The 25451-nt window shown below is 69.9% G+C and carries 24 protein-coding genes and 1 pseudogene; 17 read left to right on the top strand and 8 right to left on the bottom strand.

Annotated features, from left to right (window positions below):
* Positions 1-64 precede the first annotated feature (64 nt).
* From ABEA07_RS16795 to ABEA07_RS16785, 3 genes are all read left to right on the top strand, one after another.
* Positions 65-814, top strand: a complete 750-nt coding sequence (locus tag ABEA07_RS16795; protein ID WP_345539253.1) for an ABC transporter permease — start codon at positions 65-67, stop codon at positions 812-814.
* The gene (locus ABEA07_RS16790; RefSeq protein ID WP_345539252.1) at positions 811-1503 is read left to right on the top strand and encodes an ABC transporter ATP-binding protein; all 693 of its coding nucleotides are present in this window, start codon (positions 811-813) and stop codon (positions 1501-1503) included. Before ABEA07_RS16795 ends, ABEA07_RS16790 begins: the two co-directional genes overlap by 4 nt.
* A gap of 203 nt (positions 1504-1706) precedes the next feature.
* On the top strand, positions 1707-2519 hold the full coding sequence (locus tag ABEA07_RS16785; RefSeq protein WP_345539251.1) for an ABC transporter substrate-binding protein: 813 nt from the start codon (positions 1707-1709) through the stop codon (positions 2517-2519).
* A 168-nt stretch (positions 2520-2687) separates the two neighbouring features.
* Here the strand turns inward: ABEA07_RS16785 and ABEA07_RS16780 are convergent, their stop codons facing one another.
* A complete protein-coding gene (locus tag ABEA07_RS16780) occupies positions 2688-3155 on the bottom strand; it encodes a winged helix-turn-helix transcriptional regulator (protein WP_345539250.1) in 468 nt (155 codons plus the stop codon).
* 131 nt (positions 3156-3286) lie between these two features.
* On the opposite strand from ABEA07_RS16780, the gene ABEA07_RS16775 reads away from it, so the two are divergent.
* Positions 3287-4588, top strand: coding sequence for a D-amino acid dehydrogenase (locus ABEA07_RS16775; protein ID WP_345539249.1), 1302 nt, complete (start codon positions 3287-3289; stop codon positions 4586-4588).
* 74 nt (positions 4589-4662) lie between these two features.
* Positions 4663-5784, top strand: a complete 1122-nt coding sequence (locus ABEA07_RS16770; protein WP_345539248.1) for a patatin-like phospholipase family protein — start codon at positions 4663-4665, stop codon at positions 5782-5784.
* A gap of 133 nt (positions 5785-5917) precedes the next feature.
* On the opposite strand, the pseudogene ABEA07_RS16765 reads toward ABEA07_RS16770, so the two are convergent.
* A pseudogene (locus ABEA07_RS16765) lies at positions 5918-6076 on the bottom strand (LysR family transcriptional regulator); the annotation flags it as partial.
* Positions 6077-6169: 93 nt separating this feature from the next.
* Positions 6170-7168: a LacI family DNA-binding transcriptional regulator gene (locus ABEA07_RS16760; RefSeq protein WP_345539247.1), complete on the bottom strand. Its 999-nt coding sequence runs from the start codon at positions 7166-7168 to the stop codon at positions 6170-6172.
* A 180-nt stretch (positions 7169-7348) separates the two neighbouring features.
* Here ABEA07_RS16760 and ABEA07_RS16755 point away from each other — a divergent pair, with 180 nt between their 5' ends.
* The 3 genes from ABEA07_RS16755 to garD are packed head-to-tail and all read left to right on the top strand — an operon-like array spanning position 7349 to position 11106.
* Positions 7349-8308 (top strand): Bug family tripartite tricarboxylate transporter substrate binding protein, encoded by a 960-nt coding sequence (locus ABEA07_RS16755; RefSeq protein WP_345539246.1) that lies wholly within the window; start codon positions 7349-7351, stop codon positions 8306-8308.
* Between the two features lie 34 nt (positions 8309-8342).
* Entirely contained in the window at positions 8343-9500 is a 1158-nt protein-coding gene (locus tag ABEA07_RS16750) for an L-talarate/galactarate dehydratase (RefSeq protein WP_345539244.1), read from the top strand.
* A gap of 16 nt (positions 9501-9516) precedes the next feature.
* Positions 9517-11106: a galactarate dehydratase gene (gene garD / locus ABEA07_RS16745; RefSeq protein ID WP_345539243.1), complete on the top strand. Its 1590-nt coding sequence runs from the start codon at positions 9517-9519 to the stop codon at positions 11104-11106.
* A 25-nt stretch (positions 11107-11131) separates the two neighbouring features.
* Here the strand turns inward: garD and ABEA07_RS16740 are convergent, their stop codons facing one another.
* Positions 11132-12031, bottom strand: coding sequence for a ketopantoate reductase family protein (locus ABEA07_RS16740; RefSeq protein ID WP_345539242.1), 900 nt, complete (start codon positions 12029-12031; stop codon positions 11132-11134).
* Positions 12032-12190: 159 nt separating this feature from the next.
* On the opposite strand from ABEA07_RS16740, the gene ABEA07_RS16735 reads away from it, so the two are divergent.
* Positions 12191-12568 (top strand): nuclear transport factor 2 family protein, encoded by a 378-nt coding sequence (locus tag ABEA07_RS16735; RefSeq protein ID WP_345539241.1) that lies wholly within the window; start codon positions 12191-12193, stop codon positions 12566-12568.
* 91 nt (positions 12569-12659) lie between these two features.
* Here the strand turns inward: ABEA07_RS16735 and ABEA07_RS16730 are convergent, their stop codons facing one another.
* Positions 12660-13883: a DUF418 domain-containing protein gene (locus ABEA07_RS16730; protein WP_345539240.1), complete on the bottom strand. Its 1224-nt coding sequence runs from the start codon at positions 13881-13883 to the stop codon at positions 12660-12662.
* 40 nt (positions 13884-13923) lie between these two features.
* Entirely contained in the window at positions 13924-14367 is a 444-nt protein-coding gene (locus ABEA07_RS16725) for a carboxymuconolactone decarboxylase family protein (RefSeq protein ID WP_345539238.1), read from the bottom strand.
* A 171-nt stretch (positions 14368-14538) separates the two neighbouring features.
* Here ABEA07_RS16725 and aspA point away from each other — a divergent pair, with 171 nt between their 5' ends.
* Complete coding sequence (gene aspA, locus ABEA07_RS16720; protein ID WP_345539237.1) at positions 14539-15957, top strand: aspartate ammonia-lyase; 1419 nt, start codon at positions 14539-14541, stop codon at positions 15955-15957.
* On the opposite strand, the gene ABEA07_RS16715 is transcribed toward aspA, so the two are convergent.
* Both ABEA07_RS16715 and ABEA07_RS16710 read right to left on the bottom strand, forming a co-directional pair.
* The gene (locus ABEA07_RS16715) at positions 15958-16284 is read right to left on the bottom strand and encodes a thioredoxin family protein (RefSeq protein ID WP_345539236.1); all 327 of its coding nucleotides are present in this window, start codon (positions 16282-16284) and stop codon (positions 15958-15960) included. It abuts the gene before it with no gap.
* A gap of 96 nt (positions 16285-16380) precedes the next feature.
* The gene (locus ABEA07_RS16710; RefSeq protein WP_345539235.1) at positions 16381-17496 is read right to left on the bottom strand and encodes a helix-turn-helix domain-containing protein; all 1116 of its coding nucleotides are present in this window, start codon (positions 17494-17496) and stop codon (positions 16381-16383) included.
* 342 nt (positions 17497-17838) lie between these two features.
* Here ABEA07_RS16710 and ABEA07_RS16705 point away from each other — a divergent pair, with 342 nt between their 5' ends.
* The 7 genes from ABEA07_RS16705 to ABEA07_RS16675 are packed head-to-tail and all read left to right on the top strand — an operon-like array spanning position 17839 to position 25448.
* Complete coding sequence (locus tag ABEA07_RS16705; RefSeq protein WP_345539234.1) at positions 17839-18333, top strand: (2Fe-2S)-binding protein; 495 nt, start codon at positions 17839-17841, stop codon at positions 18331-18333.
* Positions 18334-18344: 11 nt separating this feature from the next.
* On the top strand, positions 18345-20789 hold the full coding sequence (locus tag ABEA07_RS16700) for a xanthine dehydrogenase family protein molybdopterin-binding subunit (protein ID WP_345539232.1): 2445 nt from the start codon (positions 18345-18347) through the stop codon (positions 20787-20789).
* 18 nt (positions 20790-20807) lie between these two features.
* Positions 20808-21599: an FAD binding domain-containing protein gene (locus tag ABEA07_RS16695; RefSeq protein WP_345539231.1), complete on the top strand. Its 792-nt coding sequence runs from the start codon at positions 20808-20810 to the stop codon at positions 21597-21599.
* A gap of 1 nt (position 21600) precedes the next feature.
* Complete coding sequence (locus ABEA07_RS16690) at positions 21601-22527, top strand: AAA family ATPase (protein ID WP_345539229.1); 927 nt, start codon at positions 21601-21603, stop codon at positions 22525-22527.
* A gap of 2 nt (positions 22528-22529) precedes the next feature.
* The gene (locus tag ABEA07_RS16685) at positions 22530-23783 is read left to right on the top strand and encodes a vWA domain-containing protein (RefSeq protein WP_425584146.1); all 1254 of its coding nucleotides are present in this window, start codon (positions 22530-22532) and stop codon (positions 23781-23783) included.
* Positions 23784-23812: 29 nt separating this feature from the next.
* A complete protein-coding gene (locus ABEA07_RS16680) occupies positions 23813-24412 on the top strand; it encodes an SRPBCC family protein (RefSeq protein WP_345539228.1) in 600 nt (199 codons plus the stop codon).
* Between the two features lie 25 nt (positions 24413-24437).
* Entirely contained in the window at positions 24438-25448 is a 1011-nt protein-coding gene (locus ABEA07_RS16675; RefSeq protein WP_345539226.1) for an XdhC family protein, read from the top strand.
* The last annotated feature ends 3 nt before the right edge of the window (positions 25449-25451 follow it).

The raw sequence follows: 25451 nt of genomic DNA, 5'->3' as shown, positions 1-25451 counted from the left end.
CGACATATGCATGACATTTCATAAGCTGGCCGCGCGTGCTGCCGATACTGCGTCTCGCCCACCCATGAATACCTTTACCGACAGCGCCGTCGCCGCCTGGCATCTGCTCGTCACCTTCGACCCCGTGCTGCTATCCATCGTCGGCCGCTCGCTGGCGGTCAGCGTCACCGCCTGCGCCGTGGCCTGCGGGCTCGGCCTGCTGCTGGGGGCGTGGCTGGCGGTGGCGCGCTTCGCCGGGCGCGGTCTGCTGCTGACGCTGCTCAACACGCTGCTGGCGCTGCCCTCGGTGGTGGTGGGACTGGTCGTCTACCTGCTGCTCTCCCGTTCCGGGCCGCTGGGATTCCTGGGGTGGCTGTTCTCCTTCAAGGCCATGGTGCTGGCCCAGTCGCTGCTCGTGCTGCCGGTGGTCACGGCGCTGACCCGGCAGGCGATCGAGGACGCGGACCGCGCCCATGGCGAGCAGCTGCGCTCGCTGGGCGCCGGCGGGCTGGCGCGGGCGCTGCTGCTGGTGTGGGACGAACGCTATGCCCTGGTGACCGTGCTGATCGCCGCCTTCGGCCGCGCGGTGTCGGAGGTCGGCGCCGTGATGATCGTGGGCGGCAACATCGACGGCTTCACGCGCGTGATGACCACCGCCATCGCGCTGGAAACGAGCAAGGGCGACCTGCCGCTGGCCCTGGCCCTGGGGCTGGTGCTGCTGGGCGTGGTGCTGCTGCTCAACCTGGCGATCAGCGCGCTGCGCGGCTGGCGCGAGCGCGTGGATGGCGGCGCCGCCGATGCCGCCGGGGTGCGCGGACTGGAGGCGGCGCCTTGACGCAGGCCGCGCTCTTCTCCCTGCGCGAAATCGAGGTGCGCTACGGCCGCGTGCCGGCACTGGCGGCGGCGACGCTGTCCATCCACGCCGGCGAGCGTGTGGCCCTGATCGGTGCCAACGGCAGTGGCAAGAGCACGCTGCTGCGGGTGCTGCACGGGCTGGTGCCGCACGCCTCGGGCAGCTTCGTCGGCCGCGTGCCGGCCCGCGCGCAGGCCATGCTGTTCCAGCGACCGCACATGCTGCGCATGAGCGTGCGCAACAACGTGGCGCTGGCGCTCTGGCTGCGCGGCGTGCGCTGGCGCGACGCGCAGGAGGAGACGTTGGAGGCGCTGCGGCGCGTGGGCCTGGAAGGCGTGGCGGGCCGCAATGCGCGCACGCTTTCGGGCGGGCAGCAGCAGCGCATGGCGCTGGCGCGTGCCTGGGCGCTCAAGCCAGCGGTGCTGCTGCTGGACGAGCCCACCGCCAGCCTGGACCCGACCGCCAAGCGCGAGGTCGAAGCGCTCATCGCAGAGGCCGCGCATGGCCGCACCCTGGTGTTCGCCAGCCACAACCTCGGGCAGGTCAAACGGCTCGCGAGCCGCGTCGTCTACCTGGAGCAGGGCCGCGTGCTGGCGGACCTGCCGGCACACGATTTCTTTCATGGGCCGCTTCCCGAGGAGGCCCGTCTGTTCGTCAAAGGAGAATCATGACCACCCCCAGGCTCTCCCACTTCGTGGGGTCCGCCAACCCCCTTCCGGGGGCAACACCTGCGGCCCGGCAAAGCCGGTTCCGCGAAGGATGTTGCTCTCCCCCAGGCTCCCCCACTTCGTGTGGTGCGCCAACCCCCTCACCGGGGGCAACACCAGCGGCCCGGCAAAGCCGGTTCCGCGGTGTTTCCCGAACGGGCCTCGCTTTGCTCGCCGTGAGTGCGCTCGGGTTGCTTGCAGGCGTCGCGCAGGCGGAGACGATCACCATGGCGTCCACCACCTCGACCGAGCAATCGGGCCTGTTCGCGCACCTGCTGCCGGCCTTCAAGCAGGCCAGCGGCATCGACGTCAAGGTGGTGGCGGTGGGCACCGGCCAGGCGATCGACATGGCCAAGCGCGGCGATGCAGACGTGCTGTTCGTGCACGACACCGCGGCGGAAGAGAAGTTCGTGGCCGAAGGCTTCGCGGCGAAGCGCTTCCCGGTCATGTACAACGACTTCGTGCTGGTCGGCCCGAAGAACGATCCGGCAGGAACGAAGGGCCAGGACATCGCGGCCGCGCTGAAGAAGGTGGCCGCGGCCAACGCCCCCTTCGTCTCGCGCGGCGACAAGAGCGGCACCGATGCGGCCGAGCGCCGGCTGTGGACGCAGACCGGCCTGGCCGAGGCGGGCCGGCCGGTGCCCAACGACAAGAAGGGCAGCGGCTACAGGGAATGCGGCTGCGGCATGGGGCCGGCGCTCAACATCGCGGCCTCCAGCGGCGCCTACGTGCTGGCCGACCGCGGCACTTGGCTGAGCTTCAAAAACCGGGCCGAGCTGGCGGTGCTGGTGGAGGGCGACAAGCGCCTCTTCAACCAGTACGGCGTGATGGTGGTGAGCCCCACCCGCTTCCCGCAGCTCGACGGTGCCGGCGCGCAGAAGTTCGTGGACTGGGTGATCTCGCCGGCCGGGCAGTCGACCATCGCGAGCTACAAGATCGGCGGCGAGCAGCTGTTCTTCCCCAACGCGGCGGCGCAGTAGGCCTGCGACTTCGCGGTCGACCCACTCGAAGTGTGCGTGCGTCGATGGCGTGCCGACGACCACGTCGGATTTCCCCCTCCTCGGGCTGAAGCAGCTTCATGAACTGAGCGTTCCTGGGTCAGGCACGCATGTTCGATACCTCGTGCCTTGAAGGAAGAGACAGGCGTTTCACCGGTCCAGCGGCAGATAGAGGCTTTCCTTCACCTCCTCCATCACCACATAGCTGTTCGACTCCGCCGGCACCGGCAATTTCTTGAGCAGGTCGCCCAGGAGCCGACGGTAGTCGCTCATCGCGCGCAGACGCGCCTTGACCAGGTAGTCGAAGCCGCCCGAGACCAGGTGGCATTCCATCACCTCGGGCACGTGCAGCAGTTCCTTGCGCACCTTGTCGAAGACATCGGCCGACTTGGACGACAGCGTGATTTCCACGAACACCAGCAGCGTCTTGCCCAGCGCCTGCGGGTCGAGGCGGGCGTGGTAGCCGGTGATCACGCCTTCGCGCTCCATGCGCCGCACGCGCTCGGTGCAGGGGGAGGTGGACAGGCCGATCTGCTGGGCCAGCTCGGTCATGGGCATGCGGCCCTCGCGCTGCAGGATGTCGAGGATCTTGCGGTCGGTTCGGTCGAGCTCGGTCATTTCACTCCTGGAGGGTCATACGAGGCTGCATTGGAAGTGAATGTCACTGTCGTTCGGATTTATTTCAGTGGAGTTTATGGCAGGAAGCTGAATAACCTTGGCATCTTTCTCGGCTTCCAAGGGGTCTTGCAATGAAAGTGATCGTTCTGGGCGGCGGCGTGATCGGCGTCACCTCGGCCTACTACCTGGCCCGCTCGGGCGCCGAGGTCACTTTGCTCGATCGCCAGCAGGGCCCCGCCGAAGAGACCAGCTTCGCCAATGCCGGCCAGGTCTCGCCCGGCTACTCGACGCCGTGGGCCGCGCCCGGCATTCCGCTGAAGGCGCTCAAGTGGATGTTCCAGAAGCACGCGCCGCTCTCGATCCGACCTGACGGCAGCCTGTTCCAGCTGCAGTGGATGGCCGCCATGCTCAAGAATTGCTCGCCCGAGCGCTACGCGGTCAACAAGGAACGCATGATGCGCGTGGCCGAATACAGCCGCGACTGCCTGCGCGCGCTGCGCGCCGAGACCGGCGTGAATTACGAGCACCGCACCCAGGGCACCCTGCAGCTCTTCCGCACCCAGGCGCAGCTCGATGCCGTGGCGCGCGACGTGGCGGTGCTGGAGGAATGCGGCGTCCCTTACCAACTGCTGGACCGCCGCGAACTGGCCGCCTTCGAGCCGGCCCTGGCCCGCACGGGCGACCTGCTGGCCGGCGGCCTGCGCCTGCCCAACGACGAGACCGGCGACTGCCACCTGTTCACCCGCGGCCTGGCCGAGGTGGCGCGCGGGCTGGGCGTGGATTTCCGCTTCGGCCAGTCCGTCGAGGGCCTCGTCACCGAAGGCGGGCGTGTCGCGGGCGTGCGCGTGGGCGGCGAGCTGCTCCAGGCCGATCGCTACGTGCTGGCCTTCGGCAGCTATTCGCGCGACTTCCTCGCGCCGCTGGGTCTGCGGATTCCGGTCTACCCGGTCAAGGGCTACTCGCTCACCGTCCCGCTGGTCGACCCCGCGCTCGCGCCGCAATCGACCGTGCTCGACGAGAGCTTCAAGGTCGCCGTCACCCGCTTCGACGACCGCATCCGCGTCGGCGGCATGGCCGAGCTATCGGGCTTCGACCTGCGGCTGAACCCGCACCGGCGCGCGACGCTGGAGCGCGTGGTGAGCGAACTGTTCCCCGGCGGCGACCTCGCGCGCGCCAGCTTCTGGACCGGCCTGCGCCCGATGACGCCCGACAGCACGCCCATCGTCGGCCCCACGCCCTATGCCAACCTCTACCTCAACACCGGCCACGGCACGCTGGGCTGGACCATGGCCTGCGGCTCGGGCAAGCTGATCTCGGACCAGGTGATGGGGCGCCGCCCCGACATCCGTACCGATGGCTTGGGTATGGAGCGCTACCAGCCGCAGCCCGGCCGCCGCGCGACGGGCACACAGCCGGCGGGCGTTCCGGCCTGATCCGAGCCGCACCGCGCCACCCCGGCGCGGGCCTTTTCTTGCCAGGCGTCACGCCCGCGGCGGACACTCGGCGCATGACAGCAACAGGAAAACGAACCGGACTTCCCGGGCAGGTGGTACTCGTGCTCCAGGGCGGCGGTGCGCTCGGCGCCTACCAGGCCGGCGTGTACGAAGCGCTCAAGGACGCGGGCATCGAGCCCGACTGGATCATCGGCACCTCCATCGGCGCCCTCAACGGCGGCCTCATCGCCGGCAACGCGCCGGCCGCGCGCCTGGAGCGCCTGCGCGAGTTCTGGCAGAGCGTGCAGCAGCCGCCGTTCCCCGCGGGCAGCTGGAGCACCATCTTCCAGGGGCTGCCCTCCTTCTTCCGGCCGCGCATTCCCGGCTGGGGCGCACTGGGCGCCTCGGTGGGGCTCGACGAGGCCTCCTTCTACACGACCGAGCCGCTGCGCGGCACGCTGGGCCGGCTGATCGACATCGACCTGCTGCGCGAAGCGAAGACCCGGCTCACGGTCGGCGCCGTTGCGGTGCGCAGCGGCCGCATGACTTACTTCGACAGCAATCGCTGCGCGCTGGGCGTGGACCATCTGATGGCCTCCGGCGCACTGCCGCCGGCCTTTCCGGCGGTGCGCATCGACGGCGAGGCCTACTGGGATGGCGGCGTCTACTCCAACACGCCGATCGAGGCCGTGTTCGACGACATGCCGCGCAGGAGCGGCGTCATCTTCTCGGTCAACGTCTGGCAGCCCAGCGGCGACGAGCCGCGCTCGATCTGGGAGGCGCTGGGACGGCAGAAGGACATCCAGTACGCGAGCCGGGCCGACAGCCACATCGCGCGGCAGCAGCAGTTGCACCACCTGCGCCACGTGATCCGCGAGCTGTCGCAGCAACTGCCGGCCGGCAAGCGCGACACGCCCGTCGTGCGCGAGCTGCTGGCCTACGGCTGCGGCACGACCATGCACGTGGTGCGCCTGCTGGCGCCTTCGCTGGACAGCGAGGACTTCTACAAGGACATCGACTTCAGCGCCGCCGGCATCCGCATGCGCTGGGAGGCCGGGCACCGGGATGCGAGCCGCATCCTGCAGCGGGCGCCGTGGAACGATCCGGTCGATCCGATGCAGGGCGTCATCGTGCACGAGCTGTCCGCGCGCTCGGGGGCGCAGGTGCGGCAGGTGCGGCCGGCGCCGGGGCGCTGAGCGCCGGCTTTCCCATCGAGTCCTCGAGGAAGCCGGCAGCGCCTGCACGCGCGCGCTGCGGCCGCGGCGCGTGGGCACCAGCGCCAGCACCGGCGCGCTGTCGAGCCAGCCGGCCATTGCACGCACCAGCGCGCCCGATGGGGATCACGACGTCGGAATCGTGCCGGTCGGGCCAGGGCGTCTCGCGCAGGTCCAGCTGCAGGCGCAGGCCCGGGTGCAGCCGCGAGAAGCGCGCCGGCATCGGCGCGATGCGCTGCCGCCCGTCACCGAAGGGCGCCGCGATGCGCACCGTGCTGGTGGGCCGCGTGCGGCAAGTCGGCGGTGGTGCCGACAGGGCTGCTGCACCACGGGCTGCTGGAGAGGTGGAGGCCGTGGCCCTGGTCCTTCAGGCGGTCGACGCCCGCTCGACCAGCCGGAAGCCGAGGTCGACGATCGGCTGCGCCGGGCGCTCGCCCCGGCAGCGCGCGAGGATCATCCGGGCCGCCAGCGTGCCGATGCCCGGTCCGTCGACGTGGACGGTGGTGATCGAGGGGACCGTGTGGGCGCTGAAGTCGGCGTCGCCGAAGCCGCAGACGGCCAGGTCCTGCGGGATGCGCAGCCCGCGCGCCAACGCCTCCACCAGGACGCCGCTGGCCAGCGTGTCCGAGCTGCAGCAGACCGCCTTCAGCCCCGGCTCCTTTTCGAGCAGCTCCGCGAGCGCACGGCGGCCCAGCGCCAGGCTGCTCGGTGCCGGGACCACCGCCGTCGGCACCTCGCGCCCCATCGTGGCGACGAAGCCTTCACGCCGCTGCATGGCGCGAGAGTCGCCGCCGGTGGCGACACCGACCTTCTGCCAGCCCTTCGACAGGAAGTAGCCCGCCACCGCGCCGCCGACCTTCAGGTGCGAGAAGCCCACGACCATGTCGACCGGACGATCGCTCAGGTCCCAGGTTTCGACGACGGGAATGCCGGAGCGGCGCAGGCGCTCCTGGGCCCGCGGGGACTGCACCAGGCCGGTCATGACGATGCCGTCCGGCTGGCGGCTGATCATGGTGTTGAGCACCGCCTCCTCGCGGTCCGGGTCATACGCGGTCTGCCCGAGGATGAGCTGGTAGCCCTCGGCGGCCAGCGCGGTGCTGAGGGCCTCCAAGGTGGGCAGGAACTGCGACACCGACAGGGCAGGGACGATGCCCGCCACCATCAGGCTGCGCTTCGACTTGAGGCCGCCGGCGAGCAGGTTGGGGATGTAGCCGGTCGCCTCCACCGCCTGCTGGACCCGCGCCCGGGTCTTCTCCGACACCACGCCCGGGTTGCTCAGCGCCCGCGACGCGGTGATGAGCGACACGCCGGCCGCCTTGGCGACGTCGTGCAGGGTGACCGTCTTGAGGGAAATCGGGGCGTTCATCAGGCCTGGAGAATACCCCAGCGGCCCAGGCTTGACTTGAGTGATGACAACGTTATCATCGGCGCGGACCGCACCGTCGCCACCGCCGCCGCCGAATTGATGAAGGAGGGTGTGCATTCCCGGGTGCGCCCTCTGTTGTTCTGAAATGACAACGTTATCAATCTTATGCAGGAGACACCCTTGAAGCGACTTTTGACGGCCCTTTCTTTCGGCATGGCTGCCCTCGCCTCGAATGCGCAGGCCTGGCCCGACAAGACGGTGAGCTTCGTCGTCCCGTTCCCGCCCGGCGGCTCGACCGACCAGGTGGCCCGCGCGATGGCGCCGCGGCTGGGCGAACAACTCAAGCAGAGCTTCCTCGTCGACAACAAGGCAGGCGCGACCGGCACCATCGGCGCCACCTTCGTCAAGCGTGCCGCACCCGACGGCGCGACCTTCCTCGTGACCTCGCTGGGCCCGCTGGTGATCGTGCCGCACCTCGTCAAGAGCCTGCAGTACGACGCGCTGAAGGACTTCGACCTGATCACCGTGGTCGTGCAGTCGCCCAACGTGCTGGTCGTGCCGGCGAACTCGCCGCACAAGAGCCTGGCCGACGTCATCGCCTGGCAGAAGGCCAACCCCGGCAAGATGAGCTTCGCCTCGGCAGGCAACGGCTCCAGCGACCACCTGACCGCCGAGCTGTTCTGGCAGCAGACCGGCACGCAGGGTGTCCACGTGCCCTACAAGGGCGGCGCGCCGGCCCATACCGACCTGATGGGCGGCCAGGTCGATGCCTCGTTCCAGAACGTCAACTCGGTGCTGCAATACATCAAGGCGGGCAAGATGCGCCCGCTGGCCATCACGAGTCCGAAGCGCTCCCCGGTGTTGCCCGATGTGCCCACCCTGGCCGAGGCGGGCGTGAAGAACGTGGAAGTGGCCTCCTGGCAGGCCATCGTCGCGCCCAAGGGCCTGCCGCCCGCCGTCCGCCAGAAGGCGCACGAGGCCTTCGTCCAGGCGATCAACGACCCGAGGGTGAAGGAGCAATTCACCTCGATCGGCTTCGAGATCGTCGCCAACACGCCCGAGCAGTTCGCCACCTTCCAGCAGGCCGAGTACGCGCGCTGGAAGAAGGTGATCGAGACCGGAAAGATCTCGATCGACTGAGCCGCCGCCCGTTGCCTCTTTCCACCGCTTCCCCATGACCGCCTCCACGCCTCCCACGTCCCCCGCCGCCGACAGCATCGCCTGGATCCGCCTGTCGTCGTGCTATCTGCCGCTGGCCAGCCCCATCAGCGATGCCAAGGTCCTCACCGGCCGTCAGAAGCCGATGACCGAGATCGCCATGCTGTTCGCCGAGATCGAGACGAAGGACGGCCACCGCGGCCTGGGCTTCAGCTATTCGAAGCGCGCGGGCGGCCCCGGCCAGTTCGCGCATGCGAAGGAGATCGCGCCGGTGCTGATCGGCGCGGACCCGAGCGACATCTCGAAGCTGTGGACGCAGCTGTGCTGGGCCGGTGCCTCGGTCGGCCGCAGCGGCATGGCGGTGCAGGCCATCGGCGCCTTCGACGTGGCGCTCTACGACCTGAAGGCGCGCCGCGCGGGCCTGTCGCTGTCGAAGTTGCTGGGTTCGCAGCGCGACTCGGTGCGTTGCTACAACACCTCGGGCGGTTTCCTGCACACGCCGATCGAGCAGCTCGTCGTCAACGCCGCGGCCTCGGTCGAGCGGGGCATCGGCGGCATCAAGCTCAAGGTGGGCCAGCCCGACGGCGCGCTCGACATCCGGCGCGTCGAGGCGGTGCGCAGGCAGCTTGGCGACCAGGTGCCGCTGATGATCGACGCCAACCAGCAGTGGGACCGACCGACCGCCCAGCGCATGTGCCGTGTCTTCGAGCCCCTGGGCCTGGTGTGGATCGAGGAGCCGCTGGACGCCTACGACTTCGAGGGCCACGCCGCGCTGGCCGCGACCTTCGACACGCCCATCGCCACCGGCGAGATGCTCACCAGCGGCATCGAGCACGGCGAGCTGATCCGCCACCGTGCCGCCGATTACCTGATGCCCGACGCGCCGCGCGTCGGCGGCATCACGCCCTTCCTCAAGATCGCCGCCCAGGCCGAGCAGGCAGGGCTGGGCCTGGGCCCGCATTTCGCGATGGAATTGCACGTGCACCTGGGCGCGGTGTACGCCTCCGAGCCCTGGGTCGAGCACTTCGACTGGCTGGAGCCCCTGTTCAACGAGCGCCTCGAGATCAAGGAGGGCCGTATGCTCGTGCCGACGCGGCCGGGCCTGGGCCTCAGCCTGAGCGAGCAGGCCCGCGCCTGGACGCGCGAGAGCGCCGAGATCGGTCGGCGCGTTTGACGCAGGAGATTCCCCGATGAACGACACCGTTGCCGCAGCGCCGCTGTACATCGCCATGCACGAGCGCGACAACGTCGCGATCGTGGCCAACGAGGGCGGCCTGCCCGCGGGCACCGTCTTCCCCTCCGGCCTGACCCTGGTGGAGAAGGTGCCGCAAGCGCACAAGGTGGCGCTGGCCGACATCCCGGAGGGCGGCGAAGTGCGCCGCTACGACGTGGTGATCGGCTATGCGCTCAGGCCCATCGCCGCCGGCAGCTGGGTGCACGAGCGCCTGCTGAAGTTGCCCGAGGCGCGCTCGCTCGACGGCCTGCCCATCGCCACCGTCCGGCCGCCGGCTGCGCCGCCCCTGGAGGGCTACACCTTCGAGGGCTACCGCAATCCGGACGGATCGGTGGGCACGCGCAACATCCTCGCCATCACGCAGACCGTGCAGTGCGTGGCCGGCGTCACCGCCTTCGCGGTGCAGCGCATCAAGGCCGAGCTGCTGCCGCGCTTTCCGAACGTGGACGACGTGGTGGCGCTGGAGCATGGCTACGGCTGCGGCGTGGCCATCGACGCGCCGGATGCGGTGGTCCCGATCCGCACCCTGCGCAACATCAGCCTGAACCCCAACTTCGGCGGCGAGCTGATGGTGGTGAGCCTGGGCTGCGAGAAGCTGCAGCCCGAGCGCCTGCTGCCGCCGGGCACCATTCCGCTGGTGGACGAGCGCAACGTCGCCGACGTGGGCGACAGCGCGGACGGCGAGCTCGACGTGGTCTGCCTGCAGGACGAGGCCCACGTCGGCTTCATGTCGATGGTCGACGCGATCCTGCGCCAGGCCGAAGAGCACCTGGAGCGCCTGAACGCCCGCCGGCGCGAGACCGTGCCGGCCAGCGAACTGGTGGTGGGCGTGCAGTGCGGCGGCAGCGACGCCTTCTCGGGCGTCACCGCCAACCCGGCGGTGGGCTTCTGCACCGACCTGCTGGTGCGTGCCGGCGCCACCGTGATGTTCTCGGAAGTCACCGAGGTGCGCGACGGCATCGACCAGCTCACCTCGCGCGCCGCGACGCCCGAGGTGGCCGAGGCCATGGTCCGCGAGATGGCCTGGTACGACGCCTACCTGGACCGCGGCCGCGTGGACCGCAGCGCCAATACCACGCCGGGCAACAAGAAGGGCGGGCTCTCCAACATCGTGGAGAAGGCCATGGGCTCGATCGTGAAGTCGGGCTCCTCCCCGATCGCGGGCGTGGTCGCGCCCGGCGAGAAAGCGCGGCAGAAGGGCCTGCTCTACGCCGCGACGCCGGCCTCGGATTTCATCTGCGGCACGCTGCAACTGGCCGCCGGCATGAACCTGCACGTCTTCACCACCGGCCGCGGCACGCCCTATGGCCTGGCGCAGGTGCCGGTGATCAAGGTCGCCACGCGCAGCGAACTGGCGCGGCGCTGGCATGACCTGATGGACGTCAATGCCGGCCGCATCGCCGACGGCGAGGCCAGCATCGAGGACGTGGGCTGGGAGCTGTTCAGGCTGATGCTCGACGTGGCCAGCGGCCGCAGGAAGACCTGGGCCGAGCGCTGGAAGCTGCACAACGCGCTGGTGCTGTTCAACCCGGCGCCGGTGACCTGAGCCAGTTGCCCTTGCCCCCTTGCCATCAGGCGGCGGCCTGCTTGCCCTCTAGCAGCTTGACAAGCGTGTGCAGCACGCGGTTGGCCGGCGTCGCGACGCCCAGCGCCGCGCCCTGCCGCAGCACGTAGCCGTTGAGGTGGTCGATCTCGCTGCGCTTGCCCCGCGCCAGGTCCTGCGCAGTGGAGGAGTACTGCGTCGGCATGGTCTCGGCGATGCGTTGCACCGCCTGCCATGTGTCGCCCGGCACCGTCACGCCGGCGGCGGCCGCGACCGCCAGGCATTCGTGCACCACATCGCGCATGGTGGCCTGCACGCCTTCGCCCTGGCTGAGGCGGCCGTAGGGCAACTGCGTGATGGCCGACAGCGCGTTGTAGGCGCAGTTGAGGATCAGCTTGGCCCACAGCGCGCCGACCACGTTGTCGGAAACCTGCGTCGGCACGCCGGCGGCGGCCAGCAGCGCTGCCATCTCCTCGCTGCGCGACGAGGGCGCGATCACCAGCTCGCCGCGGCCATGGTGCTTCACGTGGCCGGGGCCGGCCATCTCGGTGGCCACGTAGACCACCGTCGCCGCGACCTCCTGCGGCAGCACGGCCTGCAGGCGCGTGGCGTTGTCGACGCCGTTCTGCAGCGTGAGCACCAGCGCGCCGGCCGGCAGGTGAGGGCGCATCGTTTCGCCGGCGCTTTCGGTGTCGGTGGACTTCACGCAGAAGAGCACCAGCTCCGCACCCTCGACGGCGGCGGTCTCGGTGCTGGCCTCGAGCCGCACATGCTCGTCGAAGTGGAGCGTCTCCAGCCGCAAGCCGTCGCGCCGAACGGCCGCCACGTGGGCCGGCCGGCCGACCAGCACCACCGCATGCCCGGCGCGCGCCAGCATGCCTCCGTAATAGCAACCCACCGCGCCTGCGCCCATCACCGCGATCTTCATGCCATGCTCCTTGCGTTCGGCCCGCATGGTAGGACACCCCATGCTTCGCTGCCTCGCGCGGGCCCATGACCTCCCACGTCATCGACCGGCGGCGCCACTGCGGCGACCATCTCCCCGACCCGCGCCGTTGCGGGTTGTCAACCCAGAGGAGCCATTGCCATGAACACCGCCGCACCGAACGCCAACCACATCGCCGAGCGCTACATCGATGCCTGGAACGAGACCGACGCCGCGCGCCGCCTCGCGCTGCTGGAAGCCCATTGGACCGACGATGCCCGCTACGTGGACCCTGTCATGCAGGGGTCCGGCCGCGACCAGATCAGCGCGTTGATCGCCGGCGTGCACCAGCGCTACCCGGGCTTTCGCTTCAAGCTGAAGGGCGCGGCCGATGCGCACGGCGACCACCTGCGCTTCTCGTGGACCCTGGGACCGAGCGGGGCCGAGGACCTGGTGGAGGGGACGGACTTCGTGGCACTCGAAGGCGGGAAGCTGCGCGCGGTCACCGGTTTTCTGGACAAGGTGCCGGTCGGCGCTTGAAGGCGGGCCGGCGGGATGCGCGATGCGAGGGGCCGGCGCGCGGCGAGTTCGTCGACGACGGCCGCGGATGCAGGTGTGGAGCCGGACTTGCTCAGCGCACCGGCCGATCCCCCGCCCTTTTCATCGTGGGCCATTCACACATCGTCAGCGCCCGCAGGCCCCATTCCACCGGCCCATAGCGAAAGCGCCCCAGCCACCAGGCGCTCACCGCCATCTGGCATCCGAACAGCGCCAAGGTGATCAGCACGCAGCCCGCCGGCGACACGCGCCCCATCAGCCCCAGCCCGTAGCCGCTGAACAGCATCGCGCAGACCAGCGACTGCAGCAGGTAGTTGGACAGTGCCATGCGCCCCGCCGGCGCCAGCGCGGACGCGAGCTTCGAGCCGGCTTCGCGGTGGAACAGCGTCAGCGCGAGCGCGACGTAGGCGAAGGTCAGCGCGGGGGCGGTCATCAGGCTCAACCCCAGTCCGACGAGTTCCCAGCCCGTGCCCGGGCCCCCGAGCGTGGCGGTCGCGTAGAACACCGCACCCGGCACGCCCGCCGCGAGCGCCCAGGTGCCAAGGCGCTGCCGCAGGCCCCCGTAGCGGTCGGTGTGCGCGAACATGCGGCGACGGCCGGCGACGAAGCCGGCCATGAACATGGCCAGTGCGCACGGCCCCTGCACGAGCACGACGATCCACCAGGTGTTGTCCAGCTCTCGCAGGCGCTGGGCCACCACGCTGGCGGGCGAACCCAGCCAGGCTTGCTGGGCAGCGCTGGCGCGCAAGGTGGCGCCGGTGAGGTCGGTCGGCCCGCCGAAGAGCAACTGCGCCAGCCCCATCAGCACCAGCACGACGGCGGGCATCAGCGTGAGCACACAGGCCCGCCGCAGCGCCTGCGTGTCGCTCTGCCGCCGCAGGGCGAGCAGGACCAGCCCGATCATGGCGTAGGTCGCGAGGATGTCTCCGTGGTACAGCCACACCGCATGTGCGGCGCCCAGCAGCCCCAGCCCGAGCAGCCGGCGCAGCATGCGGGGCACGAAGGCGGCGCCGCTGTGCTCGGCCGAGTGCATCTGCAGCGTGAAGCTGTAGCCGAACAGGAAGGAAAAGAGCAGGTAGAACTTGGTCTCGAACAGCAGAGCCACCAGCCAGCGCACGGCCTGATCTGCCGGCCGGCTGAAAATCGGATCGGGCACCGCCGCGCCGTAGTAGGCGGACGCGAAGGTGGCGATGTTGACCATCAGGATGCCCATGAGCGCGAAGCCGCGCAGTGCGTCCAGGTGCAGGAGCCTGGCTGGCTGGGCTGACGTCGCCTTGGCGGCGGGAGGGGCGGGCATGGCGCCGATGTTAGGCGGCGCCGGCGCCGCGCCGCTGATCCTACTGCACAGGGTTTCTGAAGCTGATGTTCAGCAAATTCCAGGCCGTGATCACCGAGATGGCGAAACCGAGTTCGGCGATCTCCTCGTCGGAGAAATGCGCCTTCAAGCGGGCGAATTCCTCGTCGCTCGGGTTCTGCTGCGGAATGGCGGTCACGACTTCCGCCCAGCGCAGGGCGGCGCGCTCGCGCTCGGTGAAGAAAGGCGCCTCGCGCCAGCCGGCCACCGCGTTGATGTGGCGCACGTCCATGTCCTGCGCGACCAGGTCGCGCCAGTGCATGTCGATGCAGAAGGCGCAACCGTTGATCTGCGACACGCGCAGCACCACGATCTCATGGAGGCGCTTGCCCAGCAGGTCCTTGCGGACCGCGCCCGAGAGGGTGTAGAGGGCCTGGAAGGCCTTCGGGGCGAGTTGATGAAAGGGGATGCGGGGAGCGTGAGACATCTGAAATCCTTCGAGTCGGGATGAGGAACGCCGCCCCATGCGGCTTCCATGTCATCAAGACGCAGCTCGCCATGCGTTTGTGACATCGCCAATTGCGCAATGCGTTGTGGCGGGGCCGGTGGCCCGGGAGCACACTCCGGCATCCAAGCCAACGACGCAGAGGAGACAAGCATGGGAAAGACGCGCATCGAACACGACCTCCTGGGTGACCGCGAGGTGCCCGACGAGGCCTACTACGGCGTCCACACGCTGCGGGCGAAGGAGAACTTCCAGATCTCGGGCACCACCATCTCGGCCTTCTCCGAACTGGTGGTGGCGCTGGCCTCGGTGAAGGAAGCAGCGGCGCAGGCGAACACCGAGCTGGGCCTGCTGGCGCCGGAGTTGCGCGATGCCATCGTGGCCGCCTGCGAAGAGATCCGCCACGGCGCGCTGCACGACCAGTTCGTGGTCGACGTGATCCAGGGCGGCGCCGGCACGTCCACCAACATGAATGCGAACGAGGTGGTGTGCAACCGCGCGCTGGAGATCCTCGGCCACCAGCGCGGCGAGTACCAGTACCTGCACCCCAACGAGCACGTCAACATGGCGCAGAGCACCAACGACGTGTATCCCACCGCGATCCGCATCGCCACCTGCTTCGCCATCGAGCGGCTGCTGAGGGCCATGGAGCACCTGCGCGCGGCCTTCGCGCAGAAGGCCACCGAATTCGCGCACCTGCTCAAGATCGGCCGCACCCAGTTGCAGGACGCGGTGCCGATGACCCTGGGCCAGGAGTTCTCGACCTACGCGGTGATGATCGAGGAGGACATCGCGCGGCTGACCGAGGCCTCGGCCCTGATCCGCGAGATCAACCTCGGCGCCACGGCGATCGGCACCGGCATCACCGCGCATCCGGAATACGCCGGGAAGGCGCTGACGGCGCTGCGTCGCATCACCGGGCTGGACCTGTCCACCGCGCCCAACCTGATCGAGGCCACGCAGGACTGCGGCGCTTTCGTGCAGCTGTCCGGTGTGCTCAAGCGCATCGCGGTCAAGCTCTCGAAAACCTGCAACGACCTGCGGCTGTTGTCGAGCGGTCCCCGCTCGGGCCTGGGCGAGATCAACCTGCCGCCGATGCAGGCCGGCTCCTCGATCATGCCGGGCAAGGTCAACCCGGTGATCCCGGAGGTGATGAACCAGGTCTGCTTCGAGGTCTTCGGCAACGACCTGACCGTGACCTTCGCGGCCGAAGCGGGCCAGCTCCAGCTCAATGCCTTCGAGCCGATCATCGCCAGCGCGCTGTTCCGCAGCTTCAAGCATCTGACCAACGGCTGCATGACGCTGGCCAACCTGTGCGTCAAGGGCATCACCGCCAATCCGGACCGGCTGCGCGAGAGCATCGAGCGCTCCATCGCGCTGGTCACCGCGCTCAATCCGATCATCGGCTACAAGCAGGCGACCGAGGTCGCGGCCGAAGCGTATGCGAACGGAACCAACGTGCGCGAGGTGGTCCTCCAGCGCGGGCTGATGACCGAGGCCGAGCTGGAGGAGGCACTGCGTCACGAGGTGCTGACGCAGCCGCGCGCCTACGAGCGCGCGAACAAGGGCTGATCAGGCCGGCTGCACGAGGCGGGCGAGCTCGTCCGAGATCGCCGCCGCGCTGGTCGGGCGCACCACGCGCCCCAGCTCGCGGCCGTCGCGCAGGAAGACCAGCGTGGGCCAGAGCTTGATGCCGAAGGAGCGGCCCAGCGGGCGGCCGCTGCCGTCCTCGATCTTCAGGTGGCGCAGCGGCGGGGCGGCGGACAGCGCCTGCTCGATGAGCGGTTGCGCACCCTTGCAGATGCCGCACCAGGGGGCGCCGAATTCGAGCACCGTGGGGCCGGGAAGGGCGTCGACTTCTTCGCGCGAGGGCTCGACGCTGGCGTAGTGGGAGTTCATGGCCGGATTCTGGCCGCGCCGACCGGCGCGTGCAGGCGCGGGGATTTCCGGGACTGTTGTCGGCCGGGTCCGACTGGCCCACTGTGCCGGTTTCGCTCAGGTGCCGTTGCGGGCCCGGTTGAGCGTGCGGTAGACCGTGGCGCGGCTGATGCCCAGGGCGCGCGCCGCCTCCGCCACATTGCCGCGCGCGTCGTCCACGGCGCGGCGGATCAGCGCGGCCTCGACGTCGCGCAGGCGCGGGCGGCCCGGGCCTGCCGCCGGCGCCGCCTGGCCGGCGGGAAGCTGCGGCCTGGCCTGCACGCGCAGGCCGGACCACAGTGGCACCTCGAGCACCGCATCGCCACGCCGCGCGGCATCGAACAGCATCTGCGGCGGCAGTGCGAAAAGCTCGTGGCATTGCGGTGCCGGCTGCATGCTGCCGGGCTGGTTCAGCATCTGGCGTGCGGGCATGTTGGCGCCGGTCACGCGGCCGTCCTCGTCCATGCACAGCAGTCCTTCGCTGACCGGGCCCGCGCCGGCACCAGGCCAGTCCAGGCGCAGCAGCAGGGCGCATGGCTGGGCCAGCACCAGCGCGTTCTCGATGCTGCGTGCCGACAGAGTCGCCAGGTGGCGCAGCTCGGGTCGTTCCATGGCCTGCACGCCGGTCAGGTCCAGCATGCCGATGCAGTCGCCCCGGGGGCCGAACAGCGGGGCGCCGGCGCAGCTGTAGACGCTGGTGTCCTCGAAGAAATGCTCGCCACGGTGCAGCCACACCGATTCGCGCTCGGCCAGCGCGGCGCCGATGGCGGTGGTGCCGACCGCGCGCTCGGACAGGTCGACGCCGATGCGCGCGATGCTGCGCGCGTGGCGGGCCGCGCTGTCGCTGCCGCCGGGCAGGGCGCCGGTCTCGATCACGATGCCGTCGGCGTCGGTCAGGATCGCGAAGTAGCGCGTGTCGGCGATCGCGCGCGAGAGCCGGTCCAGCACGGGCCGCGCCGCGGCGAGCAGCTCACGGTTGCGTTCCGCGACGCGCTGCGCGGCCTGGCGCGACACCGGGTCGAAGCCCACGCGTTGCTGCGGCCGGTGACCGGCCGCCAGGCAGCGCTGCCAGGAGCGCAGCAGCCAGGGCTCGATCCGGCTGCCGTGCGCAGAGGGCTCGCCCTCGATCCATTCGCGCCGGGTCTGGGCGATGGCAATGGAACGCTCGGGCAGGGGCTTGGAAGGGACGCTCATCGTGGGGCTGGGGGTCGTCGACGCCGTGCGGGGGGCCGTTGCAGGCCGGGCATTGTTTCATTTTGAGAATTTCAGGCGCGAGCGGCAAGCGCCTAGGGTTTTGCCTAGGGTGGCGCCCCGGGGCGGCGTCCACCATTCCAGGTGCATAGTCCACTGAAACACTGAATTCGACTGGTGCAGTCCGCCCGATACGGGCGCGCTGCGGCGTTGCAAATGCTCGCGATTCCGGCGGGTATCGCTGCGCTTTGCGCCTTGCATCGCATCCCGTCTCGGGCGGCCCTCACCCGTCATTTCAATGTTTCAGTGGACTAGAACAAGCCAACTTCAAACGGAGAAAGCCACATGCAGGTTTCATTCACCGTCAACGGCCGCGAGGTCACGGTCGACGCGCCGCCCAACACTTTCCTCGTGCAAGCGATCCGCGAGCACCTCCGCCTGACCGGCACGCACGTGGGCTGCGACACCGCGCAATGCGGTGCCTGCACGATCCACGTGAACGGCCGCGCGGTGAAGTCCTGCAACGTGCTGGTGGGGCAGATGGCCGGCGCGAAGATCACCACCATCGAGGGCATCGCCCAGCCCGACGGCACCATGCACCCGATGCAGGCGGCCTTCAAGGAGTGCCATGGCCTGCAATGCGGCTTCTGCACCCCCGGCATGGTGATGAGCGCGATCGACCTGTGCACCCACCATCCCAAGGCCAGCGAGACCGAGGTGCGCGAACTGCTGGACGGCAACCTGTGCCGTTGCACCGGCTACCAGAACATCGTCAAGGCCGTGATGATGGGCGGCGAGGCGATGGCCGCCGAGTCCGCCAAGACCACGGCCGCTGCCTGAGGAGAACAGCCATGGGCGCACCCGACTTCGCGAAGCTGCCGCACATCGGCGAGGCTCTCAAGCGCAAGGAAGATTACCGCTTCCTCACCGGCGCGGGCCAGTACACCGACGACGTGGAACTGGCCAACCAGTGCCACGCCGTGTTCCTGAGGTCGCCGCACGCGCATGCGGCGATCAAGTCCATCGACACCTCGGCCGCGCTGAAGATGCCCGGCGTGGTCGGCATCTTCAGCGGCAAGGACATCGACGGGAAGATGGGCGGCCTGCCCTGCGGCTGGCTGATCAACAACCCCGACGGCACGCCGATGAAGGAGCCGCCGCATCCCGTCCTGGCCATCGGCAAGGTGCGCTACGTGGGCGACCACGTCGCCATCGTCGTGGCCGAGACGGTGGAGCAGGCCAAGAACGCCGCCGAGGCGGTGGTGGTCGACTACGAGGAACTGCCGGCGCTGGTGAGCGTGGCGGATGCCGCGAAGAAGAGCAGCGGCGTCACCCTGCACGACGCCGCGCCCGACAACCAGTGCTACAAGTGGGCGATCGGCGACAAGGCGGCGGTGGATGCCACCTTCGCCAAGGCCGCGCACGTGACCAAGCTGGACCTGGTCAACAACCGGCTGGTGCCCAACCCGATGGAGCCCCGCGTGGCCATCGGCAGCTACAACCGCGCCAACGACGAGTACACGCTCTACGTGGCCAACCAGAACCCGCATGTCGAGCGCCTGCTGATGACGGCCTTCGTGCTGGGCCTGCCCGAGCACAAGGTGCGCGTGATCGCGCCGGACGTCGGGGGCGGCTTCGGCTCGAAGATCTTCCTCTACGCGGAGGATGTGGCGCTGACCTGGGCCGCCAGGCAGCTCAACCGCAGCATCAAGTGGACCGGCGAGCGTTCCGAGTGCTTCCTGTCCGATGCCCATGGCCGCGACCATGTGAGCCACGCCGAGATGGCGATGGACAAGGATGGCAAGTTCCTCGCCCTGCGCGTGCACACCGACGCCAACCTGGGCGCGTACCTGTCGACCTTCTCGACCGCGGTGCCGACCATCCTCTACGCCACGCTGCTGGCGGGCCAGTACACCACGCCGCAGATCTACGTGGAGGTGGATGCCTGGTTCACCAACACCGCGCCGGTGGATGCCTACCGCGGGGCCGGCCGGCCCGAGGCGACCTATCTCCTGGAGCGCCTGGTCTCGCGCTGCGCCTGGGAGATGAACCTGGGCCAGGACGAGATCCGCAAGCGCAACTTCATCACCCAGTTCCCCTACCAGACGCCGGTGGCACTGCAGTACGACACGGGCGACTTCCATGCCTCCATGGACAAGGCGAAGGAACTGGCCGAGGTGGCGGGCTTCGCCGAGCGCAGGAAGGCGTCCGAGGCCAAGGGCAGGCTGCGCGGCATCGGCTATTCCAGCTACATCGAGGCCTGCGGCATCGCGCCCTCGAACATCGCGGGCGCCCTGGGCGCGCGCGCGGGCCTGTTCGAATGCGGCGAGATCCGCGTGCATCCGACCGGCAGCGTGACCGTGTTCACCGGCTCGCACAGCCACGGCCAGGGCCACGAGACCACCTTCGCGCAGGTGGTGGCGGCGCGCCTGGGCATTCCGGTGGAGAACGTGGACGTGGTGCATGGCGACACCGGCCGCGTGCCCTTCGGCATGGGCACCTACGGCTCGCGCTCCATCTCGGTCGGCGGCGCGGCCATCATGAAGGCGCTGGACAAGATCGAGACCAAGGCCAAGAAGATCGCCGCCCACCTGATGGAGGCCAGCGATGCCGACGTGGAGTTCGCCAATGGCGAGTTCACCGTGAAGGGCACCGACAAGAAGATCCCCTTCGGCCAGGTGGCGCTCACGGCCTACGTGCCGCACAACTTCCCCCTGGACAAGCTGGAGCCGGGCCTGGACGAAACCGCGTTCTACGACCCGACCAACTTCACCTTCCCCGGCGGCACGTACATCTGCGAGGTGGAGGTCGACAGGGAGACGGGCGAGGTGAAGATCGACCGCTTCACCGCGGTGGACGACTTCGGCACCATCATCAACCCGCTGATCGTCGAGGGCCAGGTGCACGGCGGCATCGTGCAGGGCCTGGGCCAGGCGCTGATGGAGAACTGCGTTTACGACAAGGAGAGCGGCCAGCTGCTGACCGGCAGCTTCATGGACTACGCCATGCCGCGCGCCGACGACTTCCCCACCTTCAGGCTGGACACCACCTGCACGCCCTGCACCCACAACCCGCTGGGCACCAAGGGCTGCGGGGAGGCCGGTGCCATCGGCTCGCCGCCGGCGCTGATCAACGCGGTGCTGGATGCCCTGGCGCCGTTGGGCGTCAAGGATTTCGACATGCCGGCTTCGCCTCACCGCGTGTGGGAAGCCATCCGCAACGGGCGCCCCAGCGCGGACCAGGAACCCCAGGCGCCCGCCCTGACCGCGAGCACGCAAGGCCGTCCGGCGCCCTGACCACGGAGGAAACAAGCCATGTACGCATTCACCCTCGAACGTCCCGCCACCGTGGCCGATGCGGCCAAGCTGGCGGCTGCCGGCGGCAAGCCGCTGGCCGGCGGGCAGACGCTGCTCGCCTCGATGAAGCTGCGCCTGGCGGCTCCGGAGCAACTCGTCGACCTCAGCGGCATCCAGGAGCTGTCCGGCATCAAGAAGGAGGGCAACGCCCTCGTGATCGGCGCCATGACGCGCCACCTCGACGTGGGCGCCAGCGCCGAGGTCAAGTCCGCCTTCCCGGCCCTGGCCTGGCTGGCCGACCACATCGGCGACCGGCAGGTGCGTGCCATGGGCACCATCGGCGGCTCGCTGGCCAACAACGACCCCTCGGCCTGCTACCCCAGCGCGGTGCTGGGCTCGGGCGCCACGGTGGTCACCAACCAGCGCGAGATCGCGGCGGACGATTTCTTCCAGGGCCTGTTCACCACGGCGCTGCAGGACGGCGAGCTGATCACCGCGGTGCGCTTTACGATCCCGAAGCGCGCGGCCTACGAGAAGCTGCGCCAGAAGGCCTCGAACTTCCCGCTGGTCGGCATCTTCGTGACGCAGGGCGATGCCGGGGTGCGCGTGGCCGTCACCGGCGCGGGCAACGGCGTGTTCCGGCACAAGGGGCTGGAGGATGCGCTGGCGAAGAGCTTCACCCCCGAGGCCGCGGCCGGCGTCAAGATCGATGCCGAGGGGCTCAACAGCGACCTGCACGCCAGCGCCGCCTACCGAGCCAACCTCATCAGCGTACTCACGCAGCGGGCGGTCAGAAAGGCCTTGGGCTAGGATGACCGATCCAACGCCTGCAACGACCACCCCGTTCCCCACCATCGACGCGGTCGTGCAGGCGCTGCAGGGCGCCGGCTACTTCGCCGACCGGCGGCTGGCGACGGCGGTCTTCCTCGCGCTGCGGCTGCAGCGCCCGCTGCTGCTGGAAGGCGAGCCGGGCGTGGGCAAGACGGAGCTGGCCAAGGCGCTGTCCACCGCGCTGAAACGCGAGCTGCTGCGCCTGCAGTGCTACGACGGGCTGGAGCAGCGCGAGGCGCTCTACGAATGGAACTACGCCGCGCAGCTGCTGCACATGCGCGCGGCCGAGGCGCACGGCGCGGCGCGCGACGTGGAGGCCGAGGTCTACCAGCCGCACTACCTGATCCGCCGTCCGCTGCTGCAGGCCCTGCAGGCACCGGCGCCGGGCGCGGTGCTGCTGATCGACGAGGTGGACCGCGCCGACGAGCCTTTCGAGGCCTTCCTGCTCGAGTACCTGGGCGAGTACCAGGTCAGCATCCCCGAGCTGGGCACGGTGCGGGCACTGGTGCCGCCCGTCACGCTGCTCACCAGCAACCGCACGCGGGAACTCAACGACGCGGTCAAGCGCCGCTGCCTCTACCACTGGCTGGACTACCCCGAGCGCGATCGCGAGCTGGCGATCGTCCGGGCGCAGGTGCCGGGGGCGAGCCAGCGCCTGTCCGACCAGGTCGCCAGCTTCGTGGCCCGGCTGCGCGGTGCGCCTTACGCCGACGCCTTCCAGCGCGCGCCCGGCATCGCGGAGAGCGTGGAGTGGGCCCGTGCGCTGGTCGCGCTCGACACGCTGGAACTCGACCCGGAGATCGTCGTCGACACCGCCGGCATTCTCTTCAAGCAGCGCGACGACGTGGCCGCCCTCACGCAGGAACTGGCGGCCGAGCTGCTGCGGACCGAGGAGGCCGCGCCGTGAGCATGGCCGCTGCGCAGGCGACGACCCCCGCCGAAGGCGAAGGCACACCCGCCCGCCGCGCGGTGAGCCAGCTGGGCGACGCGCGGCGCGGCAAGCTGGCCGACAACATGACCGGCTTCGGCCGGGCGCTGCGGCGCGCCGGGGTGCGCACGGACTCGGCGCGCATCGCGCTGGCGGCCGAGGCGGCGCTGCTGGTCGGCGTCGACAGCCGTCACGATCTCGCGGCGGCGATGGAGGCGGTGATGATCAGCCGCGAGCAGGACCGCGGTGTGTTCCGGGAACTCTTCGACGCCTGGTTCCGCGACCCGGAGCTGGCCAACAAGCTGCTGGCCCAGATGCTGCCCAGCGCCGAAGGTCGGGCGGAGCCGCCCAAGCGCCGGCCGCGTGTGCGCGAGGCGCTGGCCGCCCCGCGCGATGCCGCGCAGCCCGCGCAGAACGAGCGCGAGGTGGAGTTCGATGCCGCGATGACGGCCAGCGACCGCACCCGCCTGCACCATGCCGACTTCAACGCCCTGGGTGCCGCCGAGTACCGGCTGGTGGAGCGGCTGGCGCGCGACGTGGCACTGCCGGTGCCCACCGTGGCGGCGCGCCGGCTGCACCCGGCGGGCAATGCAGGCGCGCACTCGCGCATGAACTGGCCGGGCGTCTGGCACGAGGCCGGCCGCACCGGCGGCGAGATGTTCAGGCTGCCCCGGCTGGCGCGGCGCCGGCAGCCCCTGCCGCTGCTGGTGCTGATCGACGTCTCGGGCTCGATGGAACGCTACGCGCGCCTGCTGCTGGCCTTCCTGCATGCGGCGACGCGCCGCGCCGGCCGCCGCGACGTGTTCGCCTTCGGTACCCAGCTGACCGACCTGACGCCGGCCTTCCGCATCGCCGACACCGACGCCATGCTGGCCGCGGCCGGCGCGGCGATCGCCGATTTCGCCGGCGGCACCCGCCTGGGCGGATCGCTGGCCGAGCTGCGCAAAGGGCACGCGCGCCGCCTGAGCGGCCGCCGCACGCTGGTACTGGTGATCAGCGATGGCCTGGACACCGGCGAGCCCGAGGTGCTCGAGCAGGAACTGCAATGGCTCAAGCGCCATGCGCGGTGCGTGCTGTGGCTCAATCCGCTGCTGCGCTTCGAGGGCTATGCCCCGCTGGCGCGCGGGGCTGCCGTGCTGCACCGCCATGCGGACGCGATGCTCGCGGTCCACAATCTCAGCGCATTGGAACAATTGGCCTCGAGCCTGGCCGCGCTGATGCGCTGCGGCCGCTGACACCAGACACCCCGGAAGGACCCCACACCATGGAAATGCTCGGCAACCGCCGCCTCGGCATCACGCAGCAACAGGCCTGGGAGGCGCTCAACGATCCCGAGACCTTGAAGAAATGCATCCCCGGCTGCGACAAGTTCGAGCCCGTCGGCGACAACCAGTACAGCGTGGCGCTGGCCGTCAAGATCGGCCCGGTCTCGGCCAAGTTCAACGGCAAGGTGGCGCTGGCCGACATCCTGCCGCCCGACAGCTACAAGCTGTCTTTCGAGGGGCAGGGCGGGGTGGCGGGTTTCGCCAAGGGCGCTTCGAGCGTCACGCTCAGGCCCGTGACCGACGGCGAAGGGCCGGCCTGCGATCTGGACTACACGGTGCAGGCCCAGGTGGGCGGCAAGATCGCGCAGCTCGGGCAGCGCCTGATCGACGGCGCCGCCAAGTCGACGGCGGACGATTTCTTCAAGCGCTTCGAGGCCGAGATGCAGGCGCGCTACGGGCCGCCGCCGGCTGCGGCCGAGAGCGCCCCCGAGGAGGCTGAGGAGAAAACCGGCGCGATGGCCGGCCTGATGCGCAAGATGGGTTTCGGCAAGAAGAGCGACAAGCCGGAAGCGGGCGCGGGCGAAAAGCCGGCGGAATAGACCACACACCACGCGGCACACGACGATGGAAAACCTCGACGTCATGGTTCTTCGCACCCTGCGCGACTGGCGGCTGGCGGGCGAGCGCGCGCTGCTGACGACGGTGGTGCGCACCTGGGGCTCCTCGCCGCGACCGGTCGGCTCCATCATGGCGCTGGCCGAAAGCGGCGCGGTGGTCGGGTCGGTCTCGGGCGGTTGCATCGAGGACGACCTGATCGCTCGCTACACCCGGGCCCACGGCGCGCAGGAAGGCATGCCCTCCGGCCCGCCCACGCTGATCAAGTACGGCATCACTGCCGACGAGGCACACCGCTTCGGCCTGCCCTGCGGCGGCACGCTGGAGCTGCTGCTCGAATACGACCCCGATGCCGCTTCGCTGGCCGCGCTGGTGGAGTCGCTGGAGCAGGGGCGGCTGATGCGGCGCACGGTGATGCTGGCCGATGGCGCGGTGCAACTGGCCGAGGCCACGGCGCCGGCGGAGCTGACGGTGGACGACAAGACGCTGGTCAACACCTTCGGTCCCGAGTACCGCATGCTGTTGATCGGTGCCGGCCAGCTGGCCGAGTACCTGTCGACCATGGCCAAGTTCAGCGGCTTCGCCGTCACCCTGTGCGACCCGCGGGCCGAGTACCGCACCGGCTGGACCACGCCGGGCGTGACCATCAGCACCGAGATGCCCGACGACGCGGTGCAGGCCTTCAAGCCCGACCGCCGCAGCTGCGTGGTCGCGCTGACGCACGATCCCAAGCTCGACGACCTGGCGCTGCTCGAAGCCCTGCAGAGCGAGGCCTTCTACGTCGGCGCGATCGGCTCGCGCCGCAATGCCCAAGCCCGGCGCGAACGGATGATCGAGCACTTCGACCAGACCGAGCAGTCGCTGGCGCGGCTGCGCGGCCCCATCGGCATCTACGTCGGCAGCAAGACGCCGCCCGAGATCGCCGTCAGCGTGATGGCGGAGATCCTGGCGGTGAAGAACGGCGTGACGCTGCCGCGCGAGATGGAGGTGGCGGTGGCCAAGGCCGCCGCCATGGGTTGAGCG

Origin of the sequence: Variovorax defluvii (assembly GCF_039541515.1) — a bacterium.
GTDB lineage: Bacteria > Pseudomonadota > Gammaproteobacteria > Burkholderiales > Burkholderiaceae_C > Variovorax > Variovorax defluvii.
Note: the sequence above shows the minus strand (reverse complement) of the source record. Positions and strands in the feature narration are given on the sequence as shown.

What these genes read in the sequence shown, in the direction of transcription:
- ABEA07_RS16715 (WP_345539236.1), bottom strand. Translation starts at nt 16,284, where the DNA reads ATGAACTCCCACTACGCCAGCGTCGAGCCCTCGCGCGAAGAAGTCGAC.
- ABEA07_RS16735 (WP_345539241.1), top strand. Translation starts at nt 12,191, where the DNA reads ATGAACACCGCCGCACCGAACGCCAACCACATCGCCGAGCGCTACATC.
- ABEA07_RS16700 (WP_345539232.1), top strand. Translation starts at nt 18,345, where the DNA reads ATGGGCGCACCCGACTTCGCGAAGCTGCCGCACATCGGCGAGGCTCTC.
- ABEA07_RS16770 (WP_345539248.1), top strand. Translation starts at nt 4,663, where the DNA reads ATGACAGCAACAGGAAAACGAACCGGACTTCCCGGGCAGGTGGTACTC.
- ABEA07_RS16680 (WP_345539228.1), top strand. Translation starts at nt 23,813, where the DNA reads ATGGAAATGCTCGGCAACCGCCGCCTCGGCATCACGCAGCAACAGGCC.
- ABEA07_RS16690 (WP_345539229.1), top strand. Translation starts at nt 21,601, where the DNA reads ATGACCGATCCAACGCCTGCAACGACCACCCCGTTCCCCACCATCGAC.
- ABEA07_RS16775 (WP_345539249.1), top strand. Translation starts at nt 3,287, where the DNA reads ATGAAAGTGATCGTTCTGGGCGGCGGCGTGATCGGCGTCACCTCGGCC.
- ABEA07_RS16760 (WP_345539247.1), bottom strand. Translation starts at nt 7,168, where the DNA reads ATGAACGCCCCGATTTCCCTCAAGACGGTCACCCTGCACGACGTCGCC.
- ABEA07_RS16705 (WP_345539234.1), top strand. Translation starts at nt 17,839, where the DNA reads ATGCAGGTTTCATTCACCGTCAACGGCCGCGAGGTCACGGTCGACGCG.
- ABEA07_RS16685 (WP_425584146.1), top strand. Translation starts at nt 22,530, where the DNA reads ATGGCCGCTGCGCAGGCGACGACCCCCGCCGAAGGCGAAGGCACACCC.
- aspA (WP_345539237.1), top strand. Translation starts at nt 14,539, where the DNA reads ATGGGAAAGACGCGCATCGAACACGACCTCCTGGGTGACCGCGAGGTG.
- ABEA07_RS16710 (WP_345539235.1), bottom strand. Translation starts at nt 17,496, where the DNA reads ATGAGCGTCCCTTCCAAGCCCCTGCCCGAGCGTTCCATTGCCATCGCC.
- ABEA07_RS16795 (WP_345539253.1), top strand. Translation starts at nt 65, where the DNA reads ATGAATACCTTTACCGACAGCGCCGTCGCCGCCTGGCATCTGCTCGTC.
- ABEA07_RS16730 (WP_345539240.1), bottom strand. Translation starts at nt 13,883, where the DNA reads ATGCCCGCCCCTCCCGCCGCCAAGGCGACGTCAGCCCAGCCAGCCAGG.
- ABEA07_RS16750 (WP_345539244.1), top strand. Translation starts at nt 8,343, where the DNA reads ATGACCGCCTCCACGCCTCCCACGTCCCCCGCCGCCGACAGCATCGCC.
- ABEA07_RS16695 (WP_345539231.1), top strand. Translation starts at nt 20,808, where the DNA reads ATGTACGCATTCACCCTCGAACGTCCCGCCACCGTGGCCGATGCGGCC.
- ABEA07_RS16675 (WP_345539226.1), top strand. Translation starts at nt 24,438, where the DNA reads ATGGAAAACCTCGACGTCATGGTTCTTCGCACCCTGCGCGACTGGCGG.
- ABEA07_RS16725 (WP_345539238.1), bottom strand. Translation starts at nt 14,367, where the DNA reads ATGTCTCACGCTCCCCGCATCCCCTTTCATCAACTCGCCCCGAAGGCC.
- garD (WP_345539243.1), top strand. Translation starts at nt 9,517, where the DNA reads ATGAACGACACCGTTGCCGCAGCGCCGCTGTACATCGCCATGCACGAG.
- ABEA07_RS16780 (WP_345539250.1), bottom strand. Translation starts at nt 3,155, where the DNA reads ATGACCGAGCTCGACCGAACCGACCGCAAGATCCTCGACATCCTGCAG.
- ABEA07_RS16740 (WP_345539242.1), bottom strand. Translation starts at nt 12,031, where the DNA reads ATGAAGATCGCGGTGATGGGCGCAGGCGCGGTGGGTTGCTATTACGGA.